The following is a 12,664-nucleotide window of genomic DNA, read 5'->3' on the forward strand; positions in this document are numbered from 1 at the left end:
AGGCCCTGTTTCCAGGGGCCTCAACTGTCCGTTCGTGCGTGCAGGATGGGCCTCAACTGTCCGTTCGCGCTACAAGAGGACGACGGCGGCGGGTCAGCTTTGGTTGAACTCGTCCGAGATCGCCTGGGCTGCTTCGCGCAGCAGCGGGACGGCGCGTTCCGCGAAGGACTGGTCCACGCGGGAGACCGGGCCGGACACGGAGATGGCCGTGGGGGTCGGCGCATTCGGGACCGCCATGGCGAAGCACCGCACGCCGATCTCCTGCTCCTCCTCGTCAATGGAGTAGCCCCGTTCACGGATCAGCTTCAGGTCCAGGAGCAGGGAGTCGATGTCCCCGATGCTCTTGGGAGTGGGTGTGGGCATGCCGCTGCGCTGGATGATTCCGCGGACGGTCTCGTCGTCCAGCTGGGCCAGGATCGCCTTGCCGACGCCGGTGGCGTGGGTATGCGCCCGGCGGCCCACTTCAGTGAACATGCGCATGGAGTGCAGAGACGGCACCTGGGCCACGTAGATGACCATGTCCGAGTCCAGCACGGCCATGTTGGAGGTCTCCCCCAGCCGGTCCACGAGGGATTTGAGCTGCGGCCTGGCCAGTGCTCCGAGCTGCTTGTTGGCGCCTTCTCCGAGCCGGATGAGCCGCGGGCCGAGGGCATAACGCCGGTTCGGCAGCTGGCGGATGTAGCCCAAAGTGACCAGCGTTCGCAGCAGGCGGTGGATGGTTGGGAGCGGCAGATCGGTGGAGGAAGAAAGCTCGCTGAGCGTGACGTCTCCGCCGGCGTCAGTGATCAGTTCCAAAAGTTCGAAGACGCGCTCAACGGACTGCACGCCTCCCGGGGCTTTTTCAGCCATAACCGTGGTCTCCTGCGGTATTGGTTCCGACAACTCTTATCCACATCGTGAAAAAAATTGCTTAGAAGACCCAAGATACAGCACGCTCCGGCCATCGTCGATGCACCCAAGGGGCTTGTGTTTCCACAAAGTAGATAATAATATCCATAATACGAAAACATTTGATTGAGCAGTAAGCCCTGGTGCGCACCGCATCGGGGCCCGACCAGGAGGAACATCCAATGGCGAACCCGAGCCCCGGAAATTCGATCACCCTGCGCGTGGAAGCACCGTCCAGCTTCACCGCCACGAGCGAGCTGGCCGCAGCCGTCGGAGCCGCCGGCGCAGCCATCACCGCCCTGGACGTCACCGAGTCCCACCACGAGACCCTGGTTGTGGACGTCACCTGCAACACCACCGACGACGAGCACGCCGCCCGCGTCAAGGACGCCCTGAACGCGCTCGACGGCGTCACGGTCCAGCACGTCTCCGACCGCACCTTCCTGATGCACCTCGGCGGCAAGCTTGAGGTCGTCCCGAAGGTCGCCCTCCGCAACCGCGACGACCTTTCCCGCGCCTACACCCCCGGCGTCGCCCGCGTCTGCCTGGCCATCGCGGAGGACCCCTCAGCGGCCCGCAACCTAACGGTCAAGCGCAACACGATCGCCGTCCTTACCGACGGTTCAGCCGTCCTTGGCCTGGGCAACATCGGCCCGGCCGCGGCCCTGCCCGTCATGGAAGGCAAGGCCGCCCTTTTCAAGCAGTTCGCCAACGTTGACGCCTGGCCTGTCTGCCTGGACACCCAGGACACCGAGGAAATCATCATGATCGCCAAGGCCATGGCCCCCGTCTACGGCGGCATCAACCTCGAGGACATCGCCGCACCGCGCTGCTTCGAGATCGAAAACCGGCTCCGCGAGGAACTGGATATCCCGGTCTTCCATGACGACCAGCACGGCACCGCAATCGTCACCCTGGCCGCCCTGGTCAACGCCCTGCGCGTCGTCGGCAAGAAACTGGACGAGGTCAAGATCGTGGTTTCGGGCGTCGGTGCCGCCGGCTCGGCCATCATCCAGCTCCTCAAGGCCCAGGGTGCACAGCACATCATCGCCGCCGGCCGTTCCGGTGCCATCCACTCCGGCGAGGAATACAGCGACGAACACCGCAGCTGGATCGCGGCCAACACCAACGGCGAAGGGTTCTCCGGAACACTGCATGAGGCACTCGTCGGGGCGGATGTCTTCATCGGCGTCAGCGCCCCGCACGTGATCGGCGAGGAACAGGTCGCCGCGATGGCTGAGAAGGCGATCGTATTCGCCATGGCCAACCCCACACCGGAAATCGACCCGGTGGTAGCGTCGAAGCATGCGGCAGTGGTGGCTACGGGGCGCAGCGACTTCCCCAACCAGATCAACAACGTACTGGCATTCCCGGGGTTCTTCCGCGGGCTGCTGGACGCCGGCGCCTCGGACATCACGCCGGACATGCTGGTTGCCGCAGCGGAGGCGATCGCCAACCGCGTGGCGGACGATGAACTCAACGCCAGCTACATCATCCCCAGCGTCTTCGACCCCCACGTTGCCGCCGACGTCGCAACCGCCGTGGCAAATGCAGCAAACGCAGCGAACGCAGCGAACGCAGCCAAAGCAGCAAACACTGCCAAAGCAGCCGCGCAGCCTGCCGCCCAGCACGCAACCCTAGAACCCGCCAACGCCTGATTCGCAGCCTAGAAAGGACCCGGACAATGGCTCTCTCAGTCACAGACCCGCAGCCGATTGCACGAGCAGAGGAAATCCTCACCCCGAAGGCACTGGCCTTTGTGGAGGAACTCCACAAGCGGTTTGCGGGCACCCGCGCCGAACTCCTCAAAGCCCGCGTGGCCAAGCGCGAGCAGGTAGCCCGGACCGGAAAGCTTGATTTCCTGCCGGAAACCAAGGATGTCCGCGAGGGCGACTGGAAGGTTGCGCCGGCGCCTGCCGCGCTGCAGGACCGCCGCGTCGAAATGACCGGCCCCGCCTCGCCGGCCAAGATGGCCATTAACGCCCTCAACTCCGGTGCCAAGGTGTGGCTGGCCGACCTCGAGGACGCCAGCACCCCCACCTGGGCCAACGTCATCGACGCGATCCTGAACCTGCGCGATGCCGCCACCGGATCCCTGAGCTACACCTCCCCCGAGGGCAAGGAATACCGGCTCCGCACCGATGCGCCGCTCGCCGTCGTCGTGGCCCGGCCCCGCGGCTGGCACATGGACGAACGCCACCTCCTGCTCGACGGCGAACACACCGTGGGTGCGCTGGTGGACTTCGGCCTGCACTTCTTCCACACCGCCAAGCAGCTGGTCCTCAACGGCCACGGCCCGTACTACTACCTGCCCAAGATGGAAAGCCACCTTGAGGCGAGGCTCTGGAACGAAGTCTTCGTCTTCGCACAGGAGTTCCTGGGCATCCCGCAGGGCACCATCAAGGCCACCGTGCTGATCGAGACCATCCCCGCGGCGTTCGAGATGGACGAGATCCTGTACGAGCTCCGCGACCACGCCGCCGGACTCAACGCCGGCCGCTGGGACTACCTGTTCAGCATCATCAAGTACTTCCGCGACGCCGGAGCGGACTTTGTGCTGCCGGACCGCGCCACAGTGGCCATGACGGCACCCTTCATGCGTGCCTACACCGAACTGCTGGTCAAGACGTGCCACCACCGCGGCGCCTTTGCCATGGGCGGCATGGCTGCCGTTATCCCCAACCGCCGCGAACCCGAGGTCACCGCCCAGGCGTTCGAGAAGGTCCGTGCAGACAAGACGCGCGAGGCCAACGACGGCTTTGACGGCTCCTGGGTTGCCCACCCGGACCTGGTGCCCGTGTGCCAGGAAGTGTTCGATTCCGTCCTCGGGGAGCGCCCCAACCAGCTGGACAAGCAGCGCCCGGAGGTCAGCGTCACAGCGGACCAGCTGCTGGACATCGCCTCGGCTGACGGCACGGTCACGGAGGCCGGGCTGCGCCTGAACCTCTATGTCGCCGTCGCATATACGGCCGTATGGATTTCGGGCAATGGCGCGGTGGCCATCCACAACCTGATGGAGGATGCAGCCACGGCCGAGATCTCCCGATCGCAGGTCTGGCAGCAGATCCGCAACGGCGTGGTCCTGGCCGATACGGGCAACACTGTCACCCGTGAACTGGTCACCACCATCCTTGCCGAGGAAACCGAAAGGCTCCGCGGCGAAGTGGGGGAAGAAACCTTCGCGAAGTATTACCTCGCGGCCAGCGAGCTGATCGCGGATATCTGCCTTTCCGAGGACTACACGGACTTCCTCACCACTCCGGCCTACGAACTGGTGGGCTGAGGCATGGCAGTACCCCCAGGTTCCCTCAGCCCCAACGATCTTGCGCAGATCGACGCGCAGCTGGCCCCTACCGACCAGCTGCTGGAGCGCAATTATCCGGGCGACGACGGCACCCGCCAGCCCTTACATACCGTGTATGTACCGGCGGACCGTTTCACGCCGTCGTTCGCCTCTGAGTGGGGGGCACAGGCGCTGGCGACCGCCGACGCCCACGGCGGCCTGGGCCACCTGGGCCACCTGCTGGGCCAGGACGCCGACCTCGCCGAGGCAGTGGCGTCACGGGTCCAGGCGAAGCTGGAAGGCGAACCGATCGAGGACCTGCGCCTTGACTTCGAAGACGGGTTCGGGGACAGGGGCGACGACGCCGAGGACGCCGCCGCTGTTGAGGCGGCGTCCGCCGTGGCCGAGGCAGTTGCAGCCGGCACAGCGCCCCCGTTCATCGGCATCCGCTTCAAATGCTTCGAAGCGGCCACGCGTGCCCGCGGACTGCGGACGCTGGACCTGTTCGTCTCCGGCCTGGCCTCCGCGGGCGAGTTGCCGCAGGGCCTGATCCTCACCCTGCCCAAGGTCACCACCGTGGCGCAGGTCAAGGCCATGGACTTCGCCGTCTCCCGGCTGGAGGAAGCGCACTCGCTTCCTGCGGGCCGGCTGCGGTTCGAGGTGCAGGTGGAGACGCCGCAGCTCATCCTCGGTCCGGACGGCACGTCACCGGTGGCGCAGCTTCCGCATGCCGTCCCGGGCAGGATCAGCGGCCTGCACTACGGCACCTACGACTACTCCGCCTCCCTGCAGATCTCCGCCGAATACCAGTCCATGGAACACCCTGTAGCGGACTACGCCAAGGAAGTAATGCAGCTGGCGGTGGCCGGAACGGGCATCCGGCTGTCGGACGGCTCCACCAACATCATCCCGGTGGGCGACAACGTGGAAAACGCGTGGCGACTGCACGGCCGGCTGGTGCGGCGTTCCCTGGAACGCGGCTACTACCAGGGCTGGGACCTGCACCCGGCCCAGCTGCCCAGCCGTTTCGCGGCGACCTACGCGTTCTACCGCCAGGGGCTGCCCGCCGCGGCGGCGCGGCTGCGCAACTATGCGGACCGCACTGAAGGCGGGGTCATGGACGAGCCCGCCACCGCCCGCGCGCTGGCCGCGTTCGTGCTGCGCGGCGTCCAGTGCGGCGCCGTGGGCGCCGAAGACGTCCAGGCGCTTGCCGGCGTCGGAATCCCCCAACTCACCGGCCTGGCCCACCCGAGGCTGGCCCACACCATTTCGAAGTAAGGATCCAATGATGGGCAAGTACTACTACCCCCAGGGCGGCCTGCCGCCGCAGACCCACCTCACCACGGAACGGGCCATCGTCACGGAGGCCTACACGGTCATCCCCAAGGGCGTCATGACCGACATCGTAACCAGCACCCTCCCGGGTTTCTCCAACACCCGGTCCTGGATCCTGGCCCGCCCGATCTCCGGGTTTGCCACCACGTTTTCGCAGCTGATCGTGGAGATCGGCCCGGGCGGCGGCGCTCCCAAGGCCGAGTTTGAGCCCGGCGTCGAAGGCGTCGTCTTCGTCACCAAGGGCAAGGTCAACCTGACCCTCGACGGCGAACTGCACCAGCTTGAGGAGGGCGGCTACGCCTACCTGGCCGCCGGTGCTACCTGGGGTCTGGAGAACGTCTCGGATGACATTGTCTCCATCCAATGGATCCGCAAGGCCTACGAGCGGCTTGAGGGCTACGAGGCAAAGTCCTTCGTCACCAGTGATGCCGAGGTGGAACCCACAGCGATGCCGGATACCGACGGCGCCTGGAAGACCACCCGCTTCACGGATTCCAGCGATCTGGCCCACGACATGCAGGTGAACATTGTGACGTTCCAGCCGGGCGGGGTCATCCCGTTCCCGGAGACCCACGTCATGGAACACGGCCTGTACGTCCTCGAGGGCAAGGCCATGTACCTCCTTAACAACGACTGGGTTGAGGTGGAGGCCGGCGACTTCATGTGGCTGCGCGCCTTCTGCCCGCAGGCCTGCTATGCCGGCGGCCCGGGCCAGTTCCGTTACTTGCTGTACAAGGACATGAACCGCCAGATCCGGCTGACCTAGCCCGGGCTCTTTCCCCCAACTGACTCGCAGTTAACGTCGCCAAACCGCGGTTTCGCGACGTTAACTGCGAGTCAGTTGGGTTAGTGGGAACTTAGCCGACACCGCATCCGACAGCTATTGACGCCTCCGGACGGGCTGAGGAACATGAGTTCCGTGGCTTGGATTCGCACCCTGCTGTTCCGGCTCGTCGCCGCAGCAACGGCCGCCGGGCTCGCAGGCGCACTCGGCGGCTGCACTGCGGCCCCGAATCCCCCTGAGCAGCTCCCTTCCACCGCCCGGCTGGCGGAAGCGCTGGAAGAATTCAGCAACAGGATGCTCGACGACGGCGCCCCCGCGGTCCTCATGCAGGCCAAAGTGCGTGGCGAGGAATGGTCCCGGGCTTCCGGTGTCAGGAGCCTGGAGAGCCAGGAGCCGGTTGAGATTACGGATTCCCTGCACGTCGCCAGCGTGACCAAGAGCTTCGTGGCGGTGTCCGTACTCAAGCTGGCCGCAGAGGGAAGGCTGGGACTCGACGACCCCGTCAGCAAGCATTTGCCGGAGTTTGACAGCATCATGCACCCGCCCGGGCCGGTCACGATCCGGCGGCTGCTCCAACACGAGTCCGGGATGCCGGATTACGGCATCCCGCTCCTTCAGCAGGGGAGCCTGCGTGACGTGCTTGCGACCAGCTGGAGCCACCGGGACCTCCTCGCCCTGGCGGCGACCCAGCGGTGGGAACGACGACTGGGACAGGGTTTTGAGTACTCGAACACGAACTACGTCGCACTGGGCATGGTTGTGGAACGGCTGCGCGGGAGGCCCATCGGTGATGTAATTCGGTCTGACATTGTCGAACCGCTCGGCCTCACTGCCACCAGGATGACCGACCGTGGCCCGTCCCCGCCCTCGCTGGTGCATGGATACGTCACCATCTTCGGCGAGCGCCTGGACGTCAGCTACCCTGCCCTTCACTCAGGTGCCGCCGCCAGCGGTCTCGTATCCAGCGTCGACGACGTGGACACCTTCTACGCCGCGCTACTGCAGGGCCGCCTGCTCCCGGCGGCCATGGTGACGGAAATGCAGAGCCCACTCTACGCCCGATACGGTTTGGGCATCCGGCGCTGGAACGATACCTGCACCAACAACTACTACTACGGCCATGCCGGTGACACTGCCGGGTACGGCACCGTTTCCATGTCCAGCGCGGATGGGACCCGGCAGGCAACAGTCTCCCTCACGTATCCGCCGGAGCCTCACAGCGTCACCGGCAACGGCATTGTGGACGAGTTGCTGGGCGTAGTGGAGGAAGCCCTCAACAACAGCTGTTAGGAACGCCGCCGCCCCACGCGGTGACCGGCCCAGAAGGTGAGCGCCAGCAACCCGACTCCGGCCAGCACCAGGCCTGCCTTGGTCCGGGCGCTGAGGAAGAAGATTCCGTCAGGCAGGAAGGCCTGTGAGGACAGCGGCGCGTAGGCAAACCAGCCGAATGATTCCTGGCCGGTTCCTGTGATGGCGAGGAGGGAACCCGCAATCAGCAGCGCCAGGGCGCCGATCGGCACCGCAATCCTGGCGATGCGGGTGGTACGGGCGGGCCGCCGGTCATCATCCCCCAATGAGTCCATGGACCAACCATAGCGCCGAAGGACTCTTCTGGCGGCACCCCAGCGGACGTAGAGTGAAGCATGCCCACCACAGCCGGCGAGGTCCTGACAAACTACTTGGCCCAGCAGCTTGCCGAGCTCAGGCATCAGGAGCCCTTGGTGCGACGGGAAGAGCCGGACTCTGTCCATCAGATGCGGATGTGCGCCCGCCGGCTGCGGTCGGTGCTGGCAACAGGGCAGAAGCTCTTCAACGACGGCGCCGTTTCTGAGGTGAGGGCTGAACTGCGGTGGCTCTCCGAGGTGCTCGGTTCTGCCAGGGATCCGGAAGTGATCCACGACCGGCTCCGGGAGCTCCTGGCCAAGGAGCCGGACGCGCTGGTCTTCGGACCGGCGGCCCAGCGGATCGGCAACGAACTCGATGCCACCTCCGCTGCGGGCCGGCGCGCCGTCCTGGAGGCCCTCGACGGCGACCGTTACGCCAGCCTCATCTCCCGCCTTGAAGCGCTGATGCAGGCTCCGCCGCTGACAGAGAAAGCTGCAGGGGACGCGCGCAAGACCACGCGGAAGCTGGTGTCCAGGGACACCAAAAGGGTCCGGCGCAGGGTACGGGAGTTGGAGGCACGGCCGGATGGCGGCAGCGGCGAAGCCAGCCCTGCGCCGGGCGGCCCGGCCCGCGACGCCGGCCTTCACGAAGTGCGCAAGGCTGCCAAGCGGCTCCGGTACGCTGCCGAGGCCGCCGAGCCGGTGGCGGGCAGGAAGGCCGCCAGAATGGCCAAACGTGCGCACAAACTGCAGCAGATCCTTGGCCTTCACCAGGACAGCGTGGTGGCAAGGAAGCTCCTCGCCGATCTTGGCGCCCGGGCCTTCCGCAGCGGCGAGAACGGCTTCACGTACGGACGGCTGCACGCACAGGAAGAAGCCCTTGCGGACCGGTCCGAGGCCAAATTCAGGAAGGCCTGGAAGAAGTTTCCCGGCAGCTAATCCGGGAACCAAAGCCGGGGACTAAGGCTGCAGCACGACCTTGATGCAGCCGTCCTCCTTCTTCTGGAATTTCTCGTACATGGCCGGGGCCTCGTCCAGTCCCACCCGGTGCGTTACAAGGTCCATGGTGCCCAAGGGATCAGCATCGTCTTCCACGAGGGGCAGCAGCTGGTCGGTCCAGTTCCGGACGTTGCACTGGCCCATCCGAAGCTGGATCTGCTTGTCGAACATCGACAGCAGCGGCATCGGGCTGGCCTGTCCCCCATATACGCCGCTCAGGGAAACCGTGCCTCCCCGGCGGACGGCGTCGATGGACGTGTGCAGGGCAGCGAGGCGGTCCACACCCGCCGTTTCCATGGCCTTTTGCGCCAATTTGTCCGGCAGGAGTCCCAGCGCCTGGTGCGCAAAGCCAGCGATCGGGGATCCGTGCGCCTCCATGCCGACGGCGTCAATCACCGAATCGGGGCCCCGCCCACCGGTCGCCTCACGGAGTTCATCGGCAATGCCCTTGGCATAGTCCAGTGTTTCGATGCCATGCCGGGCTGCCATCGCGCGCCGCTCGGGGACGGGATCCACTCCGATGACCCGCAGACCGAAGTGCTTTCCGATGCGTGTGGCGAACTGCCCCACCGGGCCGAGGCCAAACACGGCCAGCGTGCCGCCCGCCTCGGTATCCGCGTATTTCACTGCCTGCCAGGCGGTGGGCAGGATGTCAGAGAGGAACAGGTAGCGTTCATCCGGAAGTTCCGTGCCTACCTTGATGGGCCCGTAGTCCGCGTGGGGTACGCGCAGGTATTCGGCCTGGCCTCCCGGAACCGACCCGTACAGCTCCGAATATCCGAAAAGGGCAGCGCCGGAGCCCTTGTCCTTCACCTGGGTTATCTCGCATTGTGACTGCAGGCCGCGTTGGCACATGAAACAGGTTCCGCAGGCGATGTTGAACGGGATCACCACGCGGTCCCCTTTGGAAAGGTTCGTGACTGAGCTTCCCACTTCCTCCACGATGCCCATGGGTTCGTGCCCGATGACATCACCTTTGTGCATATAGGGACCGAGGACCTCATAGAGGTGCAGATCCGATCCGCAGATTGCCGTGGAGGTGATGCGGATGATTGCGTGCGTGGGCTCCTGGATTATCGGGTCCGGAACGTTCTCGACGCTGACGGAGCGTTTGCCTTGCCAGGTAAGTGCCTTCATGGTGCGCCTTTCTGTCAATGTGCGCCGACCTTCCAACAGGCCACTTCGACCGTAACGCCGATCAACGGCGAAGAAAAGATCAGTAAGCTTATTGTTTTACGAAACACAAAAACTAAGCAAACTGAGCAAATCCCTTGCCTGCGGACGCGTCGGATCATAGCGTTGGATCATCCCGAGCATCGAGGAAAGGCAACGACAATGACGCTGTACCAGCCAGAACCGGTGGAAATTTCCACACGGATGCGTCCCGGCGAGTGGACCGAATCGAGCCTTGAAGACCTGGTCACGTCCTACCGGGCCAAGCTCATGGAAATGGGGGCGGGGCCCGCCGATGTGATCACCGAGGTTGAACGCGACGACGACGGCTCCGTCAGCGTTGCGGTGTCCTGGAACAAGGGCGACATCGCCGACGCCTAGGACCTTGCGGCGAGCCTGCCTACGGCGCTGTCTCGCAGGTTCGCCAGCAGGTCCCGCGGATTTTCATAGATTTCCACCGCACCAGCCTCCATCAGTTCGCCCGCGCTGGTGCCGCCGCAGGTGAGGCCTATCGTGGGCATGCCGAGCTTGCCGGCAGCGTACACGTCCCACACGGCATCCCCGACATAAACCGCATCCCCGGCCTGCAGGCCAACGGCCTCCAGGGCCGCCTCCAGGATGTCCGGGTCCGGCTTGCTTTCCTTGGCATCATTGGCGCTCGTGGCGGCATGGATGAAGGAATCGGCGCGGAGCGTCGAGCGCAGCACCTCCAGGTCCTGCGCTCGGGCCGAAGATGCGAGCGCGACGGCGAAGCCGCTTTCATAGCACTGGGCCAGGAGGTCCCGCGCTCCGTCGAACGGGCGCAGCGCGGGCCAGAAGGTGGCGAATACCGCACCGTGGGCGGCCATGATGGACTCGTCGAGGGCCTTGTCACGGCCAGCCGGGAGAAGCCGGTCAACAAGCTTGTCCCCTCCCATACCCACCGAGCGGTGGATGGACGCCATCGGAACATCCAGGCCTGCCTGCCTGAAGGCCTGCCACCACGCCAGAGTATGTATATAGCTCGAATCCACCAGGGTCCCGTCGACGTCGAAGAGAACGCCGCGTGTCCGCCGCGCGCCGGATCCGATGTTGGGCATGGCCACCTTAGGGCTCAGTGATGCGTACGGGCTCGCTTTTGACCTGTGCTTCCCGTTGGCCGCCCGGACCCCAGAACGCCTATGTTCTTCGGAGCCTTGATGTGTTGCCGCACGGGCGGCTGCTTGAGCGGCTCGGAGTCCTGGCTCTCGCTAAGGTCCCGGATCAGGCCGGTCCCCGCAATCTCCCTGGCTTTGGCCACGCCTGCTGCTGCGGCGCGCTTGGTGGGAAAGGTCACCGAGATGGCCATCAAGGCTCCGGTACCGTCGATAAGCTTGACGCGGTAGCCGCCGTCGGGGGCATCAACCAGCTCGAAATATCCAGCCATTGCAACTCCTCCGTCTTTACCCCAACCTGAGGTATTAGTAAGTATACTTACCTCTGCTGGATAAGGAAGGCCCGAGGATATCCAGGCGACGGCCATCTAGCCGTTGACTACCGAAAGAACATTGCCGGCGGGGTCCGGCCGTCGGAGACGTCCAGCCCCAGTGTCTCCCCTTGCCACAAGCCTGGACCCTTGGCGAAGGCCCGCCGGTTCCGGACTAGAGTGCTGCGGTTTGGCAAAGAACCTGGCGCTGACGGCCCAGTCCTTCGATTTCCACCTCCAGTACATCGCCGTCTTGGAGGTAGGGAAAGCGCCCGGAGAGGGCCACGCCCTCCGGGGTCCCGGTCAGGATGACGTCGCCGGCCTCCAGGACCATGAACTGGCTCAGGTGGTGCACGATGGCGGGAACGTCGAAAATGAGGTCCGCCGTGGACGAGTCCTGGCGCAGCTCGCCGTTGACCCAGGTCCGCAGCCGAAGGTCGGCGGGGTCCAGGTCTGCGGCCGGGACGAACCACGGCCCAAGGGGCGTGGACGCAGGGAGCGACTTTCCTTTGACCCACTGTCCTGCCGCGCCGGGCAGCTGGTAGTCCCGCTCTGAAAGGTCGTTGGCCAGCACATAGCCGGCGATGCGGTCAGCGGCCTCGTCGACCGACGTCAGGTAGGAGGTGCGCCGCCCGATCACCACGGCCAGCTCGACTTCCCAGTCGTACTTTCGGGACCGCGGCGGGATGGGGGCGTCGTCGAACGGCCCTGCCACCGTGTTGCTTGGCTTAAGGAACACCACCGGCACCTCCGGCACGGCGACTCCCGACTCGGCCGCATGGCCGGCGTAATTCAGGCCGATGCCCACCACGGCACCTGGGCGGGCCAGCGGAGTGCCCGTGCGAAGGGCGCCTGCGTCGGAAATCTCGGCCAGTTCCCCGGCCGCGAGCGCATCGCGGACCTGATCGACGCCGCCGCGTTCCAGGAACGTTCCGTCGATGTCGGCGGCCAGACCGGCGAGGGAATACCACTTCCCGTCCGAGTCCGGCCCGCCGGGCTGAACGGCAGGCTGTTCCCTGCCTGGATCTCCGAGACGCGCAAATTTCACCGGTCAACACTCCTTCGTGCCTGCTCCGAATAGGTTCGTGACCATGGAACCACGCAGCGGCCCCGGGTCCCCAGCTGAACCAAATGTGACCGCGCGGCAAGCCGAG

The 12,664-nt window shown here is 65.4% G+C and carries 13 protein-coding genes; 7 read left to right on the forward strand and 6 right to left on the reverse strand.

Annotated elements, in window-relative coordinates; translation table 11 throughout:
- Window positions 1-93: 93 nt before the first annotated feature.
- Complete coding sequence (locus J2S97_RS21445; RefSeq protein ID WP_307051957.1) at window positions 94-849, reverse strand: IclR family transcriptional regulator; 756 nt, start codon at window positions 847-849, stop codon at window positions 94-96.
- Window positions 850-1,070: 221 nt separating this feature from the next.
- On the opposite strand from J2S97_RS21445, the gene J2S97_RS21450 reads away from it, so the two are divergent.
- From J2S97_RS21450 to J2S97_RS21470, 5 genes are all read left to right on the forward strand, one after another.
- On the forward strand, window positions 1,071-2,546 hold the full coding sequence (locus tag J2S97_RS21450) for an NAD-dependent malic enzyme (RefSeq protein WP_307051958.1): 1,476 nt from the start codon (window positions 1,071-1,073) through the stop codon (window positions 2,544-2,546).
- 26 nt (window positions 2,547-2,572) lie between these two features.
- Window positions 2,573-4,171: a malate synthase A gene (gene aceB / locus J2S97_RS21455; RefSeq protein WP_307051959.1), complete on the forward strand. Its 1,599-nt coding sequence runs from the start codon at window positions 2,573-2,575 to the stop codon at window positions 4,169-4,171.
- 3 nt (window positions 4,172-4,174) lie between these two features.
- Window positions 4,175-5,449, forward strand: coding sequence for a DUF6986 family protein (locus tag J2S97_RS21460; RefSeq protein WP_307051960.1), 1,275 nt, complete (start codon window positions 4,175-4,177; stop codon window positions 5,447-5,449).
- A 10-nt stretch (window positions 5,450-5,459) separates the two neighbouring features.
- Window positions 5,460-6,272, forward strand: a complete 813-nt coding sequence (locus J2S97_RS21465; RefSeq protein WP_307051961.1) for a bifunctional allantoicase/(S)-ureidoglycine aminohydrolase — start codon at window positions 5,460-5,462, stop codon at window positions 6,270-6,272.
- A 144-nt stretch (window positions 6,273-6,416) separates the two neighbouring features.
- Window positions 6,417-7,580: a serine hydrolase domain-containing protein gene (locus tag J2S97_RS21470; RefSeq protein WP_307051962.1), complete on the forward strand. Its 1,164-nt coding sequence runs from the start codon at window positions 6,417-6,419 to the stop codon at window positions 7,578-7,580.
- Here the strand turns inward: J2S97_RS21470 and J2S97_RS21475 are convergent.
- Complete coding sequence (locus tag J2S97_RS21475) at window positions 7,577-7,873, reverse strand: hypothetical protein (protein WP_307051963.1); 297 nt, start codon at window positions 7,871-7,873, stop codon at window positions 7,577-7,579. The genes J2S97_RS21470 and J2S97_RS21475 overlap by 4 nt on opposite strands.
- A 60-nt stretch (window positions 7,874-7,933) precedes the next feature.
- On the opposite strand from J2S97_RS21475, the gene J2S97_RS21480 reads away from it, so the two are divergent.
- Window positions 7,934-8,833, forward strand: coding sequence for a CHAD domain-containing protein (locus J2S97_RS21480; protein ID WP_307051964.1), 900 nt, complete (start codon window positions 7,934-7,936; stop codon window positions 8,831-8,833).
- Window positions 8,834-8,854: 21 nt separating this feature from the next.
- Here the strand turns inward: J2S97_RS21480 and J2S97_RS21485 are convergent, their stop codons facing one another.
- Window positions 8,855-10,030, reverse strand: coding sequence for a zinc-dependent alcohol dehydrogenase (locus J2S97_RS21485; protein ID WP_307051965.1), 1,176 nt, complete (start codon window positions 10,028-10,030; stop codon window positions 8,855-8,857).
- Between the two features lie 198 nt (window positions 10,031-10,228).
- Between J2S97_RS21485 and J2S97_RS21490 the strand changes: the two genes are divergently transcribed.
- Complete coding sequence (locus J2S97_RS21490) at window positions 10,229-10,447, forward strand: hypothetical protein (protein ID WP_307051966.1); 219 nt, start codon at window positions 10,229-10,231, stop codon at window positions 10,445-10,447.
- Here the strand turns inward: J2S97_RS21490 and J2S97_RS21495 are convergent.
- From J2S97_RS21495 to J2S97_RS21505, 3 genes are all read right to left on the reverse strand, one after another.
- Window positions 10,444-11,145, reverse strand: a complete 702-nt coding sequence (locus J2S97_RS21495; protein WP_307051967.1) for an HAD family hydrolase — start codon at window positions 11,143-11,145, stop codon at window positions 10,444-10,446. The genes J2S97_RS21490 and J2S97_RS21495 overlap by 4 nt on opposite strands.
- 14 nt (window positions 11,146-11,159) lie before the next feature.
- On the reverse strand, window positions 11,160-11,471 hold the full coding sequence (locus J2S97_RS21500) for a hypothetical protein (RefSeq protein WP_307051968.1): 312 nt from the start codon (window positions 11,469-11,471) through the stop codon (window positions 11,160-11,162).
- Window positions 11,472-11,685: 214 nt separating this feature from the next.
- Window positions 11,686-12,558, reverse strand: coding sequence for a fumarylacetoacetate hydrolase family protein (locus J2S97_RS21505; protein WP_307051969.1), 873 nt, complete (start codon window positions 12,556-12,558; stop codon window positions 11,686-11,688).
- Window positions 12,559-12,664: the final 106 nt, after the last annotated feature.

Source organism: Arthrobacter oryzae, assembly GCF_030812315.1.
GTDB lineage: Bacteria > Actinomycetota > Actinomycetes > Actinomycetales > Micrococcaceae > Arthrobacter > Arthrobacter oryzae_B.